26 protein-coding genes and 2 pseudogenes are annotated in these 17,735 nt (G+C 46.8%); 2 read left to right on the top strand and 26 right to left on the bottom strand.

Annotated elements, in window-relative coordinates; genetic code table 11:
- Positions 1–8: 8 nt before the first annotated feature.
- From rpsE to DW965_RS00560, 20 genes and pseudogenes are all read right to left on the bottom strand, one after another.
- Positions 9–517 (bottom strand): annotated as a pseudogene (gene rpsE, locus DW965_RS00655) (30S ribosomal protein S5).
- Positions 518–537: 20 nt separating this feature from the next.
- Complete coding sequence (rplR, locus tag DW965_RS00650) at positions 538–906, bottom strand: 50S ribosomal protein L18 (protein WP_022461650.1); 369 nt, start codon at positions 904–906, stop codon at positions 538–540.
- Between the two features lie 17 nt (positions 907–923).
- Positions 924–1,463, bottom strand: a complete 540-nt coding sequence (gene rplF / locus DW965_RS00645) for a 50S ribosomal protein L6 (protein WP_022461651.1) — start codon at positions 1,461–1,463, stop codon at positions 924–926.
- An 81-nt stretch (positions 1,464–1,544) separates the two neighbouring features.
- On the bottom strand, positions 1,545–1,946 hold the full coding sequence (gene rpsH, locus DW965_RS00640) for a 30S ribosomal protein S8 (RefSeq protein WP_022461652.1): 402 nt from the start codon (positions 1,944–1,946) through the stop codon (positions 1,545–1,547).
- 24 nt (positions 1,947–1,970) lie between these two features.
- Positions 1,971–2,156: a type Z 30S ribosomal protein S14 gene (locus DW965_RS00635; protein ID WP_022461653.1), complete on the bottom strand. Its 186-nt coding sequence runs from the start codon at positions 2,154–2,156 to the stop codon at positions 1,971–1,973.
- Between the two features lie 16 nt (positions 2,157–2,172).
- Positions 2,173–2,712 (bottom strand): 50S ribosomal protein L5, encoded by a 540-nt coding sequence (gene rplE / locus DW965_RS00630; RefSeq protein ID WP_022461654.1) that lies wholly within the window; start codon positions 2,710–2,712, stop codon positions 2,173–2,175.
- A gap of 20 nt (positions 2,713–2,732) precedes the next feature.
- Positions 2,733–3,074: a 50S ribosomal protein L24 gene (rplX, locus tag DW965_RS00625; RefSeq protein WP_022461655.1), complete on the bottom strand. Its 342-nt coding sequence runs from the start codon at positions 3,072–3,074 to the stop codon at positions 2,733–2,735.
- Between the two features lie 10 nt (positions 3,075–3,084).
- Positions 3,085–3,453 (bottom strand): 50S ribosomal protein L14, encoded by a 369-nt coding sequence (gene rplN / locus DW965_RS00620; RefSeq protein ID WP_022461656.1) that lies wholly within the window; start codon positions 3,451–3,453, stop codon positions 3,085–3,087.
- A gap of 35 nt (positions 3,454–3,488) precedes the next feature.
- On the bottom strand, positions 3,489–3,746 hold the full coding sequence (rpsQ, locus tag DW965_RS00615; protein WP_022461657.1) for a 30S ribosomal protein S17: 258 nt from the start codon (positions 3,744–3,746) through the stop codon (positions 3,489–3,491).
- 16 nt (positions 3,747–3,762) lie between these two features.
- Positions 3,763–3,972, bottom strand: a complete 210-nt coding sequence (gene rpmC / locus DW965_RS00610; protein ID WP_022461658.1) for a 50S ribosomal protein L29 — start codon at positions 3,970–3,972, stop codon at positions 3,763–3,765.
- Positions 3,962–4,399, bottom strand: coding sequence for a 50S ribosomal protein L16 (rplP, locus tag DW965_RS00605; RefSeq protein ID WP_022461659.1), 438 nt, complete (start codon positions 4,397–4,399; stop codon positions 3,962–3,964). The genes rpmC and rplP overlap by 11 nt, the downstream gene beginning before the upstream one ends.
- A 2-nt stretch (positions 4,400–4,401) precedes the next feature.
- Positions 4,402–5,058 (bottom strand): 30S ribosomal protein S3, encoded by a 657-nt coding sequence (gene rpsC / locus DW965_RS00600; RefSeq protein ID WP_022461660.1) that lies wholly within the window; start codon positions 5,056–5,058, stop codon positions 4,402–4,404.
- 12 nt (positions 5,059–5,070) lie between these two features.
- Positions 5,071–5,457 (bottom strand): 50S ribosomal protein L22, encoded by a 387-nt coding sequence (gene rplV, locus DW965_RS00595; RefSeq protein WP_022461661.1) that lies wholly within the window; start codon positions 5,455–5,457, stop codon positions 5,071–5,073.
- A gap of 33 nt (positions 5,458–5,490) precedes the next feature.
- A complete protein-coding gene (gene rpsS, locus DW965_RS00590; protein ID WP_022461662.1) occupies positions 5,491–5,772 on the bottom strand; it encodes a 30S ribosomal protein S19 in 282 nt (93 codons plus the stop codon).
- 11 nt (positions 5,773–5,783) lie between these two features.
- Complete coding sequence (gene rplB, locus DW965_RS00585) at positions 5,784–6,629, bottom strand: 50S ribosomal protein L2 (protein WP_119197894.1); 846 nt, start codon at positions 6,627–6,629, stop codon at positions 5,784–5,786.
- 61 nt (positions 6,630–6,690) lie between these two features.
- Positions 6,691–6,990, bottom strand: coding sequence for a 50S ribosomal protein L23 (rplW, locus tag DW965_RS00580; RefSeq protein ID WP_055220757.1), 300 nt, complete (start codon positions 6,988–6,990; stop codon positions 6,691–6,693).
- The gene (rplD, locus tag DW965_RS00575; protein ID WP_055220759.1) at positions 6,990–7,610 is read right to left on the bottom strand and encodes a 50S ribosomal protein L4; all 621 of its coding nucleotides are present in this window, start codon (positions 7,608–7,610) and stop codon (positions 6,990–6,992) included. Before rplD ends, rplW begins: the two co-directional genes overlap by 1 nt.
- Positions 7,611–7,636: 26 nt before the next feature.
- Complete coding sequence (gene rplC / locus DW965_RS00570; protein WP_022461666.1) at positions 7,637–8,272, bottom strand: 50S ribosomal protein L3; 636 nt, start codon at positions 8,270–8,272, stop codon at positions 7,637–7,639.
- 193 nt (positions 8,273–8,465) lie between these two features.
- Positions 8,466–8,783, bottom strand: a complete 318-nt coding sequence (gene rpsJ / locus DW965_RS00565; RefSeq protein ID WP_117510469.1) for a 30S ribosomal protein S10 — start codon at positions 8,781–8,783, stop codon at positions 8,466–8,468.
- Between the two features lie 509 nt (positions 8,784–9,292).
- A complete protein-coding gene (locus DW965_RS00560) occupies positions 9,293–10,351 on the bottom strand; it encodes a hypothetical protein (RefSeq protein WP_119197893.1) in 1,059 nt (352 codons plus the stop codon).
- A gap of 187 nt (positions 10,352–10,538) precedes the next feature.
- On the opposite strand from DW965_RS00560, the gene DW965_RS00555 reads away from it, so the two are divergent.
- Complete coding sequence (locus tag DW965_RS00555; protein WP_055220765.1) at positions 10,539–11,294, top strand: GNAT family N-acetyltransferase; 756 nt, start codon at positions 10,539–10,541, stop codon at positions 11,292–11,294.
- A 98-nt stretch (positions 11,295–11,392) separates the two neighbouring features.
- Here DW965_RS00555 and DW965_RS00550 read toward each other — a convergent pair whose 3' ends face one another.
- The 5 genes and pseudogenes from DW965_RS00550 to mtaB form a co-directional block, all read right to left on the bottom strand.
- Positions 11,393–11,656, bottom strand: coding sequence for an HPr family phosphocarrier protein (locus DW965_RS00550; protein WP_055227733.1), 264 nt, complete (start codon positions 11,654–11,656; stop codon positions 11,393–11,395).
- Positions 11,653–12,591: a DNA-binding protein WhiA gene (gene whiA / locus DW965_RS00545; RefSeq protein WP_055227735.1), complete on the bottom strand. Its 939-nt coding sequence runs from the start codon at positions 12,589–12,591 to the stop codon at positions 11,653–11,655. The genes DW965_RS00550 and whiA overlap by 4 nt, the downstream gene beginning before the upstream one ends.
- Positions 12,592–12,601: 10 nt before the next feature.
- Positions 12,602–13,483, bottom strand: coding sequence for an RNase adapter RapZ (gene rapZ / locus DW965_RS00540; protein WP_022461841.1), 882 nt, complete (start codon positions 13,481–13,483; stop codon positions 12,602–12,604).
- A 29-nt stretch (positions 13,484–13,512) separates the two neighbouring features.
- Positions 13,513–14,447: pseudogene (murB, locus tag DW965_RS21905) on the bottom strand (UDP-N-acetylmuramate dehydrogenase).
- Between the two features lie 236 nt (positions 14,448–14,683).
- Positions 14,684–16,018, bottom strand: a complete 1,335-nt coding sequence (mtaB, locus tag DW965_RS00530) for a tRNA (N(6)-L-threonylcarbamoyladenosine(37)-C(2))-methylthiotransferase MtaB (protein WP_119197892.1) — start codon at positions 16,016–16,018, stop codon at positions 14,684–14,686.
- Positions 16,019–16,180: 162 nt separating this feature from the next.
- Between mtaB and DW965_RS00525 the strand changes: the two genes are divergently transcribed.
- On the top strand, positions 16,181–16,414 hold the full coding sequence (locus DW965_RS00525; protein WP_022461844.1) for an HPr family phosphocarrier protein: 234 nt from the start codon (positions 16,181–16,183) through the stop codon (positions 16,412–16,414).
- A 133-nt stretch (positions 16,415–16,547) separates the two neighbouring features.
- Here DW965_RS00525 and thiI read toward each other — a convergent pair whose 3' ends face one another.
- Positions 16,548–17,726, bottom strand: a complete 1,179-nt coding sequence (gene thiI, locus DW965_RS00520) for a tRNA uracil 4-sulfurtransferase ThiI (protein ID WP_118699831.1) — start codon at positions 17,724–17,726, stop codon at positions 16,548–16,550.
- Positions 17,727–17,735 lie beyond the last annotated feature (9 nt).

Below are 17,735 nucleotides of genomic sequence, written 5' to 3'. Positions count from 1 at the left end.
CATCCTCCTTAAGCAAAGATCTCGTTTGTAGATTTGCCGCGAAGTCTTGCTACTTCTTCTGGAGTCTTCAGCTCAGACAGACCAGCGATGGTAGCCAGAACTACGTTCTGCTTATTTCTGGATCCAAGGGATTTTGTACGGATGTTCTTAATACCAGCTAACTCGATTACGGCACGGGCTGGGCCACCAGCGATGACACCAGTACCTTCAGGAGCTTTCTTCAACAGAACCTCTGCGCTTCCGAATTTACCTACGTAGTCATGAGTGATACTTCCGTTCTCATTGATTGCTACGCTTACCAGTTTCTTCATAGCGTCTTCTTTACCTTTGCGGATAGCTTCCGGAATCTCGCTGCTTTTCCAAGGCCTGCGCCTACGTGTCCATTGCCGTCGCCGACAACTACTAAAGCTGTGAAACGGAAGTTACGACCACCTTTAACAACTTTTGTAACACGCTTAATTGATACGACTTTTTCTTCCAGTTCGAACTGGCTTGCATCAATAATTGTATGCTTCATGTGTTCTTTTCCTTCCTTTCTTAGAATACCAGCCCAGCTTCTCTAGCTGCGTCTGCGAATGCCTGGATTTTTCCCTGGTAGATGAATCCGCCACGGTCAAATACAACTTCAGTAATACCTGCTTCTACAGCTTTCTTTCCAAGAACGGTTCCAAGATATGCTGCTGCATCTACATTGTTGGTTTTCTCAAGCTCTGCTTTAACATCTTTCTGAAGAGTAGAAGCAGAAACTAAAGTATTTCCAATCGTATCGTCGATAATCTGAGCATACATATGGTTATTGCTGCGGAATACACACAGACGCGGACGCTGTGCAGTACCTACGATATGATTACGTAATCTTCTATGCTTTTTCTGGCGCATCTGCGCTCTTGATACTTTACTAATCATGTTCACACTCTCCTTAATTATTTCTTACCAGTCTTACCAACTTTACGTCTGATCACTTCATCAGCATACTTGATTCCCTTGCCCTTGTATGGCTCAGGTCTTCTCTTGTCTCTGATTTCAGCGGCATACTGGCCAACTTTCTCTTTGCTGATACCGGAAACAATGATCTTGTTGCCGTCTACAGCGGAGGAGAGTCCTTCCGGATCGATCATCTCTACCGGATGAGAATATCCAAGAGACAGAACTAATTTGTTGCCCTGTTTTGCAGCTCTGTAACCTACACCGTTTACTTCCAGTGTTTTGGTATAGCCTTCGCTAACACCAATTACCATGTTGTGGATCAGAGTTCTGGTCAGACCATGAAGAGCTTTCATTTTCTTCAGATCGTTCGGTCTTGTAACTACTACGTGTCCGTCTTCCAGTTTGATGGTCATTTCAGACGGGAGAGTTCTCTCTAATGTTCCTTTTGGTCCTTTTACTACAACGTGGTTGTTTTCCTGGATGTCTACTGTTACACCTGCAGGAATTGCCACTGGCAGTCTTCCAATACGTGACATACCAATTTCCTCCTATTAACTTAGATTTTCGGAGAGAGCCTTACGCTCTCTCTGTTTTCAGTTGCTTTGTTTCGTTTCAGATTACCAAACGAATGCCAGAACCTCGCCGCCGACCTGCAGCTTGCGAGCTTCTTTATCGGTGATAACACCCTGGTTTGTGGAAAGAATAGCGATTCCAAGTCCGCCAAGTACTCTCGGCAGCTCATCTTTGCCAACATAGATTCTCAGACCCGGTTTGGAGATTCTCTTCAGACCGGTGATGATCTTCTCGTTTTTGTCAGCGCCGTATTTCAGGGTGATGTGCATATTCTGGAATGCACCCTCATCGCTGAGTTCATATTTTGCAATGTATCCCTCGTTTACCAGGATATCAGCGATTGCGATTTTCATTTTGGATGCCGGAACATCTACTGTATCATGTTTTGCAGTGTTAGCGTTACGGATTCTTGTAAGCATATCTGCAATCGGATCACTCATACTCATTTGAATTTGCCTCCTTCTAAAATTTTACCAACTAGCTTTCTTAACGCCAGGAATCTGGCCTTTGTATGCTAATTCACGGAAGCAGATTCTGCAGATTCCGTATTTTCTTAAATATGCGTGTGGACGGCCACAAATTCTGCAACGATTGTATTCTCTTGTAGAGAATTTAGCTTTGCGCTGCTGTTTGATTTTCATTGCTGTTTTAGCCATGAATCAATTCCTCCTATTACTTTGCGAATGGCATGTTGAATAATGTCAGTAATTCACGAGCTTCTTCATCTGTGTTAGCAGTGGTAACGAAGATAATGTCCATACCTCTGACTTTATCAACTTTATCATACTCGATCTCTGGGAAAATCAGCTGCTCTTTGATACCAAGAGCATAGTTTCCTCTGCCATCGAAAGCGTTCGGATTTACGCCGCGGAAGTCACGTACACGAGGCAGTGCCAGGTTGATCAGGCGGTCTGCGAACTCGTACATTTTCTCGCCACGAAGGGTAACTTTGCATCCGATCGGCATACCCTCACGGATTTTAAAGTTTGCTACGGAATTTTTCGCTTTGGTGGTAACTGCTTTCTGTCCGGTGATAGCTTCCATATCACTGATTGCAGCGTCCAGAAGTTTAGCGTTCTCCTTAGCTTCACCAACACCCATGTTGATTACGATTTTGGAGAGCTTCGGCACTTCCATCACGTTTTTGTATCCAAATTTTTTGGTCATTGCATCAACGATCTGCTCGTTGTAAAGATCTTTCAGTCTACTCACGGTTTTGCCTCCTCTCTTCCTTAATCAATTACTGCGCCGTTCAGCTCTTTTGCTTTTGCAACGCGGGTTCTAACAGCTTTTGTTTTGCCGTTTTTCTCAACCATCTCAACTTTGATTCCAACGCGGGTCGGAACTCCTTTTACAACCAGCATTACGTTGGATGCATCGATAGGAGCTTCTTTGTTAACGATTCCGCCCTGCTGATTGCTCATAGACGGTTTCTCATGCTTTGTAATCATGTTTACGCCTTCAACAACAACACGGTTGTTCTTTACGTCAACGCTGACTACTTTGCCGGTTTTGTCTTTATCTTTGCCGGCGATTACCTTTACGGTATCGCCTTTTTTAATCTTCATTGACATAGCTGTCCTCCTATAATACTTCCGGAGCTAAGGAAACAATCTTCATGAACTGTTTCTCACGAAGCTCTCTGGCTACTGGTCCAAAAATACGGGTTCCTTTTGGAGTTTTGTCATCTTTGATAATAACTGCTGCGTTCTCATCAAATTTGATGTAAGAACCGTCTTTACGACGAGCGCCTTTTACGCTTCTTACAACAACAGCTTTTACTACGTCACCTTTTTTAACAACGCCGCCTGGTGTTGCATCTTTGACCGAAGCAACGATTACATCACCAATGTTGGCATATCTTCTTGTAGAACCGCCCATAACACGAATGCATAAGATTTCTTTTGCACCGGTGTTGTCAGCGACTTTCAGTCTAGTTTCCTGCTGAATCATGCTGGTATTCCTCCTTTAGCATTCTGATCTCTTATTTATTTCGCTTTCTCAACGATCTCCACAAGTCTCCATCTCTTATCTTTGGATAAAGGTCTTGTTTCCATAACTCGTACGGTATCACCTACATGGCACTCGTTGTTTGCATCGTGTGCTTTCAGCTTATATGTGCTTTTTACAATTTTCTTGTACAGAGGATGTTTTACATGGTCTTCGATGGCAACCACGATAGTCTTATCCATCTTATCGCTGACAACTTTGCCCACGCGAGTTTTTCTAAGATTTCTTTCTTCCACGATATTTTCCTCCTAATTACTCAGCTGCGTTTGCCTTCTGGGCAATAACAGTCTGGATTCTTGCAATATTTTTGCGAACCTCTTTGATTCGGCTTGTATTGTCAAGCTGGTTGGTTGCGTTCTGGAATCTTAAATTGAAGAGTTCCTTTTTAGCAGCTACTAATTCGTCATTCAGCTCAGCTGCGCTCTTTGTATTTAAATCTTTTACAAATTCGTTAGTTTTCACTGTTATCACCGCCTTCTAAGTCTGCACGAGAAACTACTTTGCATTTACATGGTAACTTATGCATGGCAAGACGTAATGCCTCGCGGGCTGTTTCTTCCGGAACACCTGCGATTTCGAACATTACACGGCCTGGTTTTACTACTGCTACCCAGTACTCCAGAGAACCTTTTCCGGAACCCATTCGGGTCTCAGCCGGCTGTGCGGTTACTGGTTTGTCCGGGAAAATTTTGATCCAAACTTTACCACCACGTTTGATGTAACGTGTCATGGCGATACGGGCTGCCTCGATCTGATTGGATTTGATCCAGCATGGCTCAAGGGCTACGAGACCAAATTCACCGTAGTTAATTTTGTTTCCTCTGAGGGCTTTACCCTTCATGGAACCACGGAACTGTTTACGACGTTTAACTCTCTTCGGCATTAACATAATTAATTCTCGCTCCCTTCCTTTTTAGTTCTGGTTGGAAGTACTTCGCCATTGTAGATCCATGCTTTTACGCCAACTTTACCGTAAGTGGTATCTGCTTCAGCGAATCCATAATCGATATCGGCACGCAGGGTCTGCAGCGGAATAGTTCCCTCGCTGTAGAACTCGGTACGAGCCATATCAGCTCCACCAAGACGTCCGGATACAGATGTTTTGATTCCCTTAGCGCCAGCTCTCATCGTACGCTGCATGGTAGATTTCATAGCACGACGGAAGGAAATACGGTTCTCCAGCTGTAATGCAATGTTCTCAGCAACAAGCTGTGCATCGCGGTCCGGTCTTTTTACTTCTTTGATATCTACGATAAGCTTTTTGTCAGTCAGTTTCTGAACTTCAGCTTTTACTTTCTCGATCTCTGCTCCGCCTTTACCGATAACAACGCCCGGTTTTGCGGTGTAGATGATAACTTTTACTCTGTCAGATGCTCTTTCGATTTCGATCTTGGAAACACCTGCGCTGTACAGTTTCTTCTTCAGGTATGTGCGGATGTTGTAGTCCTCAACGAGGTTATCTGCGAAATCACCCTCGGCATACCATTTGGAATCCCAGTCTTTAATAACACCGACTCTCAGGCCGTGTGGATTAACTTTCTGTCCCATGACATGTCCTCCTTATTTCTCGTCTAACACAATCGTGATGTGGCTGTTTCTTTTCAGGATTCTGTAAGCTCTGCCCTGTGCTCTCGGATGAATTCTCTTCATGGTCGGAGCCTTGTTAGCGAAGCACTCAGCTACATACAGGTTCTCTCTGGAAAGACCGTTGTTGTTCTCAGCGTTTGCGATTGCGGACTCCAGCAGTTTTTTCACTACGCTGGAGGCATATCTCGGGTTGTAAGTTACAATACCAAGTGCGGTTGTTACATCTTTACCGCGGATTGCATCTAAAACAAATCCAGCTTTCTGCGCAGACATTCTAGCGTAGGATAACTTTGCAGACGGTCTGGTATCTTTGTTAGCATTTCTTGCTCTTTTAATCTGACTTCTATGTCCTTTAGCCATTGCTAAAAAACCTCCTCTCTCAAATCATTCTACTTAGCGGACGCCGGATTTCTTCTCGTCCTTGCCGTGACCTCTGTAGGTTCTGGTTGCTACGAACTCACCGAGTTTGTGTCCAACCATATCCTCTGTAACGTATACCGGCACATGTTTTCTTCCGTCATGAACAGCGATTGTGTGTCCAACGAATGACGGGAAGATTGTAGAACGACGTGACCAGGTTTTAATGACTGTTTTATCTCCTGAAGCGTTTGCAGCGTCAACTTTCTTTAACAGGCTTTCATCTGCAAATGGTCCTTTTTTTAATGAACGAGACATCGTTTACCTCCTTATTTCGATAAAGCTTTTCCATCGCGTCTTCTTACGATGTACTTGTTAGACTGCTTGTTCTTTGCTCTGGTCTTCAGGCCAAGAGCCGGTTTTCCCCAAGGAGTAGACGGGCCCGGACGTCCGATACCAGTCTTTCCTTCTCCACCACCGTGTGGATGGTCATTCGGGTTCATGACAGAACCACGTACAGTCGGGCGGATACCCATGTTACGTTTCCGTCCTGCTTTACCAATGTTGATCAGGCTGTGCTCGCCATTTCCAACAACACCGATGGATGCGCGGCAGTTGATCGGAACCATTCTCATCTCTCCGGATGGAAGACGAAGGGTTGCGTATTTGCCTTCTTTAGCCATCAGCTGAGCGCCATTACCAGCTGCACGAACAAGCTGTCCGCCTTTGCCTGCATGAAGCTCTACGTTGTGAACCATGGTACCAACCGGAATCTCGGACAGCGGCAGGCAGTTTCCAGGTCTTACTTCGGCGTTAGCGCCGCTCATAACCTTCATGCCAACTTTCAGTCCTTCCGGAGCCAGGATGTATGCTTTCTCGCCGTCTGCATAGCAGATCAAAGCGATGTTTGCTGTTCTGTTCGGATCGTACTCGATCGATTTAACAGTTGCCGGAACATCATCTTTTCTTCTCTTAAAGTCGATGATTCTGTATTTTCTTCTGCTTCCGCCTCCGCGGTGTCTTACAGTGATTTTACCCTGGTTGTTACGTCCAGCGTTTTTCTTCAGGGACACTACCAGAGATTTCTCCGGTGTGCTCTTCGTGATTTCGTTGAAATCAGAGGAGGTCATGTGTCTTCTGGAAGGTGTATATGGGTTAAAGCTTTTGATTCCCATTACTTTGTTCTCCTTTCATTTCGTATCGCACTTATGTGTGCATATTTCGAACAGCTGCTAATTAAAGTCCCTCGAAGATCTCGATGTCTTTGCTGTCCTCGGTCAGAGCAACGATTGCCTTCTTGCTCTTTGCAGTTTTTCCAACTACCATTCCACGGCGTTTGTTCTTTCCGTCCATGTTCATGGTGTTTACGCTTTTTACTTTTGTTCCTTCGAACATTTTCTCAACTGCTTCTTTGATCTGAGATTTGTTTGCTTCCGGGTGAACCAGGAATGTGTATTTCTTCTCGCCCATAGCATTCATGCTCTTCTCAGTTACGATTGGTTTCAGGATTACGTCGTAATATCTGATATCTGCCATTATGCGTACACCTCCTCGATAGATGCAACACTTGTTTTGGTTGCGATGATGGTGTTGTATTTCAGCATGTCGAATACGTTGATGGTATTAACAGATGCAGTCTGAACGCCAGCAATGTTTCTTGCGGACAGTGCTACGTTTTCGCTGTCATCTCCGATGATTACCAGTGCGTTGTTTACTTTGAGGTTATCAAGCACTTTCTTCATCTCTTTTGTTTTAACTTCTGCAAGTTTCAGCTCATCAAGAACGATGAATTTGTTCTCCTGAACTTTGCTTGTCAGAACGGATTTTAATGCAGCTCTTTTCTCTTTCTTGTTCATTTTGAAAGAGTAATCTCTTGGTACTGGAGCGAATACAACTCCGCCGCCTGTCCACTGAGGAGCTCTTGTTGAACCCTGTCTTGCGTGACCTGTTCCTTTCTGTCTCCACGGTTTTCTTCCGCCACCGCTTACTTCGGAACGGGTTTTAGCTTTCTGAGTTCCCTGACGATTATTTGCAAGCTGAAGCACTACAGCCTGATGTACCAGATGCTCGTTGATTTCTACACCGAACACTGCATCATTAAGCTCCATGCTGCCAACTTCTTTGCCTTCCATATTTAATACAGATACGTTAGCCATTACGTGTGTTCCTCCTTTCAACGAACTTATTTACCGCATTTTACTGTCTCTTTGATGGTAACCATGGATTTTTTCGGTCCTGGTACAGCACCTTTGACTAACAGTAAATTGTTCTCTACGTCAACTTTTACGATTTCCAGGTTCTGTACGGTGATTTTCTTTCCACCCATCTGTCCTGGCATTCTTTTTCCTTTGAATACCTTACTCGGATCGGAGCAAGCACCATTGGAACCTGCGTGACGATGATATTTGGAACCATGAGCCATAGGTCCTCTGGACTGTCCATGTCTCTTGATGGCACCCTGGAATCCTTTACCTTTGCTTGTTGCAGTAGCGTCGATTTTGTCGCCTGCGCCAAAGATATCGGCCTTGATTTCCTGTCCTAATGTATAGGTTTCGGCATCTTCAAATCTGAACTCTTTCAGATATCTCTTGCAGGAAACACCTGCTTTTGCGAACTGGCCTTTCATTGGTTTGTTCACACGGTTTTCTTTCTTCTCGCCGAAGCCTACCTGAATTGCACTGTACCCGTCGTTGTCTGCGGTTTTCACCTGTGTTACAACACACGGACCTGCCTGCAATACAGTTACCGGTACTAAAACACCGTTTTCGTCGAAGATCTGAGTCATTCCGACTTTTGTAGCTAAAATTGCTTTCTTCATTCCTTTTACCTCCTGTTTTATCTACAGCGGAACTTCCTATTATAAAGAAGTTCATTCTAGCGAACAGTTGATATAAGTGGAACACTATGACCCTTAGGGATGTTGATTCCTTCGAATGAGTGTTGCTTCTATATCATCTATTGCTTACTTAATTGATGGCCGGGGGCTGATCCCGGACTTTTTACAGCTGATCTTATTTGTTTTTCATCTTGATGTCGATGTAAACGCCAGCCGGCATTTCCAGTCTTGATAATGCATCCACTGTTTTCTGGGTAGGTGCGATGATATCAATCAGTCTCTTGTGGGTTCTCTGCTCGAACTGCTCACGGGAATCTTTGTACTTATGAACGGCACGAAGGATAGTTACTACCTCTTTCTTCGTTGGAAGCGGTACTGGTCCGCTCACCGTTGCTCCGTTCTTCTTTACAGTTTCGATAATTTTCTGTGCAGATGCATCTACTAACTGATGATCATACGCTTTCAGTGTAATTCTCATTACTTGACTTGCCATAAAAAAAGTCGCCTCCTTTTCGCACTTTTACGAGTACGACAAGCGGTGACTGTACACTTACCCGTGTGTGTCCTGATGTTTGCACACGGTCGTTTCCACTCTTACAGGTGGACTTAATTGTGGGTACAGTGACTTGTCGCCAGTTTCTTTAACTTGACATTCGCTCCACGGAAAACCCGCTGTTTCTCAGCGGCAACCTCGCGCTTCAACGCTATCAATGTCACAACAGTTGTTAGTATACAAGAAAGCACGCGAAAAATCAAGGTTTTTTTTTATTTTTTTCGATTTATCCGTTTTTATGCAAAAAGAGAAATACAGGGGTGCCGTGTTGTGCACTTTTCCTATATCTCTCTCTTTTTTGACGTTTTCCAACTATTCAGAGCCCCATCTCGATTCCGCTGCGATGCATCTCGATGTGGCTTCTTGCCATATGAACAAAAAGAAAAGAACGTCCATTCATGCAAGCATGATTCGCGTTCTTTTCTTTTCGTTCGCATGGCTCTGAATAGTTACAGAATGTCGGAATAATCTAAGATTGTGATGCCGGTTGCAGGATCTTCAATGACTTTCGGGTCATCTCCGGCTGCGTGGGCCTTCTGGAGGAGTTCTTCCGCCGTGTAAACCGGCATGGCAAGTTCGATCGGCTCGGACGGTTCCGGTTCCGGCTCTTCTTCCGGCTCTTCGATGGTTTCTTCAAACTCTTCGATTTCTTCCACAGTTTCCGGCTCTGCTGATTCCGTTTCTTCGGTTTCTTCTGTCACTTCTTCCGCTGTTTCTTCTGCGGCAGCTTCTTCGACGATTTCCGTTTCTTCCACGGCTTCCGGAATTTCTTCGGTTTCTTCTCCTCTTACAAGGTTCTGCAGATCGACGGTATTAAAGGACACCTGCTCCGTTTCTTCTTCTTCCAGATCCGGAATTTCAAATTCGTCCTGTTTCTCTTCTTCTGCCGTTTTCTGGTCGGCTGCTCTCAACTGTTCGGTCATTTCCTGTTCTTCCCGTTTCTTTTTTTCTTCCAGGGCAGCTTTCTTTCTGCTGCGAAGCTCTTCGGACGCTTTCTCATCGTCCTCGTCTTCGTCTTCTTCCTCTTCTTCCTCATCCTCTTCTTCATCACGTTTCCATACCTCGGAAAGGATGAACAGAATAACCAGAAACAGAATGGCAAGTCCGATGATCATGATTCCCTCTCTGCTCTGCGCCGCCATCGACAGAAAGCCGATCACCGGAATCGTGATGATCACTTTGCTCACGGTTGCTCTCACGGTAATTTCCGTTGTGTCTCCACTGATCACATTTTTTACGGATGCGGTTCCGGCAGCGGTGTCGAGGGACTGTATCGTATAGATATACTTTCCGGAATTGTCATCAACCAGGATTTTGTCTCCCGTCGCAACCGATGACGTATCTGTCTTCTTTGCGTACGTAACAGCGCCGCGGGAAATGTTGGTATTTCCCATCCCGTCTGAGACAAGTGTCGTGATGCCGGCAAACGGCGGAATCACCAGTGCGCCTGCTGACAGGATTGCAAGCAGAAGCAGCGTATTCACAATTACCTTCAGTAATTTTGACATATTCAATTCTCCTTGTATTCTCAGTCTTTGCCCCCTATTATAACCCCTTTTCTTCGATTATGCAAGAAAACGTTACGCATCGTGCCCCGGCCGCCCGGTTCCGCGTGCCGAATTTTTCGATTTTTTCTTGAAGATCTGTCCTGTTTCTTCTATACTATATACATAACCAAAGGGGGAATACTTTCATATGAATACACTGATCAAAACCATCGAAGATCTTTCCCTGAACGCATGGCCATCTCACCAGATCGAGCTGTACGACGGATGGATTCTTCGTTTTTCTTATTTTTATACACACCGGACCAACAGCGTCGAGCAGATCGGGCCGTCCACGATTCCGGTGGAGGAAAAAGTGCAGTACTGTGAGGAGATCTACCGTCGCTGGGGTACACCGGCAATTTTCAAGATCAGTCCGCTTGTCAATCCGGGCTTTGATGCAATGCTCGCCGACCGCGGCTATGTAGTCCAGCACACGACGCACGTCATGACAATGGATCTGGCGAACTTTGCCAAAAAGGATCCTGCCGTTGCCGTGACCGTCAGCAGCTTTATCCCGCCGAAATGGATTGACAGCCTCTTTGCTTTAAAGAGCACGACGAACGTGATGCACCGTATGGTCGTTCCTTCGATGTACCGTGCCATTCCAAAAGAAACCATCTGTACCTCCATCCAGGATGAAACCGGAACAATCGTTGCCACCGGCCTTGGCATCCGCGACCGCGATTACGTCGGTGTCTATGCCATCCATGTGCATCCTGCGTACCGCCACCGCCACTACGCTTCCTCGATCTGCCGCACAATCCTCTCCGAGGGAATCCGGCTCGGTGCAACGAAAGCGTATCTTCAGGTTGTCGAGGGAAACACGCCTGCGATCACACTGTATGAATCGCTCGGTTTTTCCTATCTCTATACCTACTGGTTCCGCGCGAAGAACGTGGTCTGATTTTCGTCTGTTTTCGCATAAAAAAGCATAGCAAAACGCATGTCAAAATTTTCTGACATGCCGTTTTGCTCTATGTTTATGCTATAAGTGCAGTAAGATTATTCAGCAGAAGGACTGCTTAAATATTTTTCAACGCCGTCCATGGCTTCGCTCTCGTCTTTTCCGTTTGCGGTCACGGTAACTTCCTCGCCATTGTCCAGACCAAGTGTCATCATACCCATAATGCTCTTCGCATTTACTTTTTTTCTGCCGCTCTCGACGTAGATTTCACTTTCGTACTGGCTCGCTACCTGTACCAGCATGGCAACTGGTCTCGCCTCCAGGCCGCTTGAAAGACGAATTGTGATTGGTTTCTTAATCATAATACTTCTCCTCCTTGTTTCCTTCGCAAATCTTCTGCAATCTCTTTTAGTTTCCTTAATCTATGATTAACTCCGGATTTACCAACAACCGGCGTTAACATCTTGCCCAGTTCCAGAAGCGATGCTTCCGGGTATTGTAAGCGGAGCCTTGCCATCTGCTCCAGCGGTTCCGGCAGAGAAGAAAAGCCTGTGGTTTCTTCGATATACCGGATATCTTCGATCTGGCGGATCGCCGCGCTGACCGTTTTGTTGATGTTGGCAGTTTCACAGTTCACCTTTCGGTTGACACTGCCGCGCATTTCTTTTAAGATCCGCACGTTTTCCAGATTCATAAGTGCGATGTTGGCTTCCATGATGCCAAGCATCTCCACAATCTGTGCGCCTTCTTTCATATAAACCACATGGTGGTTTTTCCGGAGAACGATCCGTGCATCAATTCCAAAGCTTTTCAGAAGTTCCTGCACCTGTTCTGCTCTCGGCGCATCGGGGCAGACAATTTCGAGATGGTAAAACCGGTTGGGATCGCTGATGGAACCGGACGCTAAAAATGCGCCCCGCAGAAATGCCCGTTTGCAGCACTGACGCTGTACCACAACAGCCGGAATCGGCATTGTTAACTGCCGGTCTGTCTCGTGTAACTTCACTGCCTGCAGAATCTGACGGGTTTCTTCCCTGTCATTTGCGCGGATCAGATACGTATTTTCCTTCTGATTCAGCTTAACTGCAAGCTCTGCCTCTATATTAAATGTTTTTTTCAATAAAGTAAAGTACTTTCTTGCCACATACGCATTCTCTGTCTGAATCCGTATCGTCCCGTCCTTCTCGGAAATCTGTCCGCAGAGTGACAGGATCGCCGCTGTTTCCGCAATCTGGCAGTGGCGTGCCGTCGGAAGATGTCTCGATAATTCCTCTTTTACCTCGCTTGAGAATGACATCCTTCCACCTCTAAATTCCTTTTCGGATGGCGTCTTTTTCCAGATCCCGGTGCTCAATCCGGATTCCATAGTCCTTCGCGTTGGAAAGACGCCGGTACAGCTCGTTGGCAAGGGTTACGGAACGGTGTTTTCCGCCGGTGCAGCCGATGCTGATAATGAGCTGATGCTTGCCCTCGGAAATATAATTCGGAATCAGAAAACGGATCATATCCTCTAATTTTTCCGCAAACACCTGCGCTGTCTCAAATCCCATCACATAATCCCGCACCGGAGCATCGTTGCCGGAGAGCGGGCGCATGCCTTCTACGTAGTAGGGATTCGGCAGGAACCGCACATCGAAAACAAGGTCCGAATCCGCCGGGATTCCGTATTTGAATCCAAATGAGAGCACGGTAATCATCAGATTTTTGAATTTCTGATCCTGCACGAAAATCTTATCGAGCTCCGCTTTCAGCTCTCTTGTGAGAAGCTGGCTCGTATCGAGAATGTAGTCCGCATCTTTTTTCAGGAACTCAAGTGCTTTGCGCTCTTTTCTAATTCCCTCATCCACCCGTCCAAGGCCTGCCAGTGGGTGCGTTCTTCTCGTCTCTTTGTATCGTTTGACCAGCACGTCATCGGACGCGTCCAGAAACAGGATCTCATAGCAGATTCCGTTGATGCTCATCCACTCCAGAACATTCTGCAGGTCCGGGAGCGCCTGGCCGCTTCGGATATCGATTCCGACTGCCACTTTCTGGATTTCTCCGGAAGTACCGTCGGCGGTAAGCTGTGCAAATTTTTCAACCAGCGGGATCGGAAGGTTATCGACGCAGAAATATTCCGCGTCCTCCAGCATTTTCAACGCTGTACTTTTTCCCGCACCGGACATGCCGGTCACAATTACAAAACGCATGTTTTTTCTCCTTTGGTGGATAACGAAAATCAGAATTCCCCGAGGAACTGGATTTCCGGCTCAAGCTGTACGCCAAACTGTTCTTTTACTTTTGCCTGGATCTGACGGATCAGTTCCATCACATCCGATGCGGTTGCACCACCTGCATTGATCAGAAAGCCGCAGTGTTTTTCCGATACTTTTGCACCGCCGACTGCATAGCCGGAAAGTCCGGCATCCATCACAAGCTTGCCTGCGAAATAGCCTTCCGGCCGCTTGAATGCGCTGCCGGCGCTCGGATACTCGAGCGGCTGTTTCTCTACCCGCTTGTTTTTCAATTCCTGCATACGGGCAAGAATTTCTTCTTTATCTCCCGGAACAAGCATAAGTTCTGCTCCAAGTACGACGTAGCCTCTGTCTTTGATGACGCTGGCACGGTAGCCGAAGCCGAGCTCTTCTTTTTCCAGTTTCCGGATCTCACCTTCTCTTGTGAGTACAGTGACATTCTGTACAATATCCTTCATCTCTCCGCCGTAGCTCCCGCGTTCATACGGACGCCGCCGCCTAAAGTTCCAGGGATTCCGGAGGCAAACTCCATACCGGAAAGACCGGCTTCTCTTGCCGCCCGGCTGATGGATACGAGCATGCTTCCGGCTTTCGCCCGGATTCTGTTTCCTTCCACTTCGATTCCCTGAAAGTTTTTGTAAACCGAAAGAATCACACCGTGGTAGCCCTCGTCACTTACAACGAGATTGCTGCCGTTTCCGGTGACGAACCACGGGATCTCTTTTTCTTCGCAGAGAGCCACGATTTTTCTAATTTCTTCTTCTGTATGAGGAGCGACGAAATAATCTGCCGGACCGCCCACACGGAAGGTCGTATGATTTTTCATCGGTTCTGCGGTCTGTACCGCATCTTCCCCTGCAATTGCATAAAGTTCTCTGACAATCTCTTCTTTGATCACGATTTTTACCCTTTGCCGCATCTGCGGCCGAACATTTCATTACGAATTACTACGAATTACAGATTATACTTTTTAGACGCGAAAGCAGCCGACATCCCTCACTTCTTCGTTCGTTCTGCCAGCCGCTGTTTTTCTTCTTCGTCTGCCCGCCTTTTTGCAGGCTCACGGGGTATTCTACCACGAACCCTCAAAAAGTGCAACGAACTTTTTCGTTCCGGCTCTTTTTTCTATCAGATCTTCCGGATTGGTATCATTTCCTACATCAGACAGTCTTTTCCATGGATTCTCGCCGGGGTGACAAGCACCATCTGATTCATGAGATTTTCTTCTGAAAGAACGGCAACGCGCAGATATTCTCTCGTGTGTCCCGTCCAGTAATGGACGCCGTCGATCTCGACTTCTTCTTCCATGAGCACTTCCAGCTCTTTTCCGAGGAAGCCTTCCATATATTCCTGTCTCCGTCTCTCGTCCAGTTCCAGCAGAACGTGGCTGCGCTTCGTCTTCTCCTGCTCCGGAATCTGGCCTGTCATCGCTGCGGCGCGGGTGCCTTCTCTTCTCGAATACTTGAAGATGTGAGTCTCGAAGAAATGAATGTCCTCGACAAAGGCGCGCGACTCTTCAAACTCCTCCTCACTCTCCTGCGGGAAACCGACAATCACATCGGTCGTCAGCGCCGGATTTCCATATACCTTACGCAGAAGATCGCATTTGTGTTTGTATTCTTCTGCGGTATATTTCCGGTTCATCCGCTTCAGTGTTCCATTGCTTCCGCTCTGCAGCGAAAGATGGAAATGCGGGCACACCTTCGGCATTGCGGCGATCGCCTCTGCAAACTCTTCGGTGATGATGCCCGGCTCCAGGGATCCGAGACGGATTCTTCTGATGCCGTCCACTGCATCAACAGCACGGATGAGATCGAGCAGCGTCTCTTTTTCGCCCTCCGGGAAATCGAGTCCGTAGGAGGAAAGGTGGATACCCGTCAGCACTACTTCCTGATAACCGGCCTCTGCCAGACGTTTTACTTCTTCTACCACATCACTCTGGCGGCGGCTTCTGACTCGGCCGCGTGCGTACGGAATGATACAATAAGTACAGAACTGATTGCATCCATCCTGTACTTTCAGGAATGCGCGGGTGTGCTCCGCCGTTTTGCTGATCGAGAGTGTCTCGTACTCACGGTTGTGTGTCATATCCACGAGGAAGCTCTTACACTCCGCGTTGGATGGTTTTCCACCGTCCTCACGTTCTGCCAGAAAGTTTTCCAGAATATCCACAAGATCTTTCTTCTTATTATTTCCGATGATCAGATCAATCGCCGTATCCTCTTCGAGTTTTTCCCCAGCCGCCTGCACATAACAGCCGCAGGCCACAACAACCGCATCGGGATTCATCTTTTTCGCTTTGTGCAGCATCTGCCGCGATTTCCGGTCCGCAATGTTCGTCACGGTACACGTATTAATAATGTAAACATCCGCTCCCGGTGCAAAAGGCACGATCTCGTACCCTCTGTCTTCGAGGAGCTGCTGGATGGCTTCCAGCTCATATGCGTTCACTTTACACCCAAGATTATGCAAAGCTACCGTTTTTTTCATGCCATACTCCTTTCTTCTTCATCTTTATTATTAAAAATCACGAAGATTCCACTTTATCTTTGTATGTTTTCGCATTGACTTTTTCCCCTCCAGACGGTAAGATAAAGCTGTTAAATGAGGGTAATAAATAATGTTAACCAAATAACAGGGAGGATTACAAACATGAAAACAGTACAGATTTCTCTTAATTCTATCGACAAAGTAAAATCTTTCGTCAACGACATTTCCAAATTCGATTTTGATTTCGATCTGGTATCCGGAAGATACGTAATCGACGCAAAATCCATCATGGGAATCTTCAGCCTCGACCTTTCCAAACCGATCGACCTGAACGTCCATGCTGATGGAGATGCTCTTCAGACCGTACTTGATGTTCTTGCTCCGTACATTGTATAATTACGATAGAACATAAGGGCCGCGCACTCGCCGCGGCTCTTTTTTTGTCTTTGTTTATCATCAGGACCGGATCTTGTTTTTCAGAACCCCCAAAACAAGATCCGGCCTTTTTGTTCTTTAAAGCAAGTTTTCCTTAGCAGACCTCGATCGTCTCTGCGGTAGAAACTGCGCGTTCCATCATCTCATCGATCACGTCGTCCAGATGGCGCTCGGAGCATTTGATGACATTCAGGTTCGGTTTTGTCACCGGATGCTTTGCAACGAAGATCGTGCAGCAGTCCTCATACGGCAGAACGGATGTCTCGTACGTACCGATTTTTTCGGAAATATCGACGATCTCCTGTTTGTCGAAACCGATCAGCGGACGGAAGACCGGCATGGTGCAGACTTCGTTGGTAACGGCGAGGGAATGCATCGTCTGGCTTGCCACCTGTCCGATACTCTCTCCGGTGATCAGGCCAAGGCATTTGTCCTGACGTGCAAACGCTTCTGCGATCTTCATCATATAACGGCGCATGATGATGGTCAGCTCGTCGTGCGGGCATTTTTCGTAGATTGCAAGCTGGATCTCGGTGAAGTTGACCACATGCAGACGGATCGGGCCGCTGTAGCGTGCAACGAGTTTTGCAAGATCCACAACCTTCTGTTTGGCTCTCTCGCTGGTGTACGGCGGAGCGTGGAAGTAAACGGCATCAATCTTAACACCGCGTTTTGCGATCATGTATCCGGCAACCGGGCTGTCGATACCGCCGGAAAGCAGCAGCATGGCCTGTCCGTTTGTGCCGACCGGCATACCGCCAGGGCCTGCGATGCTCTCGCAGTACAGATAAATCTTCTGACGCAGCTCGACGTTCAGATAGATATCCGGCTCGTGAACATCTACTTTGAGGTTCGGGCAGATATCGAGGATGCGGCCGCCCAGCTCGCAGTTGACTTCCATTGTGTGCATCGGATAGTTTTTGTTCGCACGGCGTGCGCATACCTTAAAGGTTTTCTCCTCGGTCGGGTACAGCTCTTTCACGTAGGAAACCACTGCCTCTGCCAGATCTTCAAAGCCGGTGTCCTCTAAAATGACAACCGGGCAGATCTCGGCGATACCGAAAACTCTTGTCAGCGCATCGACAGCGCCCTCGTAATCAAAGTCTCCTTCGGTGTTGACATAGATTCGTCCCATCTCACGGGTGACCTGGAAAATTCCGTCTACCGGGGCAAGCGCGTGCTCCATCTGTAAGCAGAGTGCTTTTTCGAACAGATGACGGTTCTTTCCTTTAATGCCGATCTCGGCATATTTTACCAGAAATGCTTTGTACATCATCGTTTT

Source organism: Blautia sp. AM47-4 (genome assembly GCF_003479865.1).
Classification (GTDB): Bacteria; Bacillota; Clostridia; order Lachnospirales; family Lachnospiraceae; genus Fusicatenibacter; species Fusicatenibacter saccharivorans.
The sequence above is the reverse complement of the archived record's forward strand: the minus strand, read 5'-3'. Positions and strand labels throughout refer to the sequence as shown.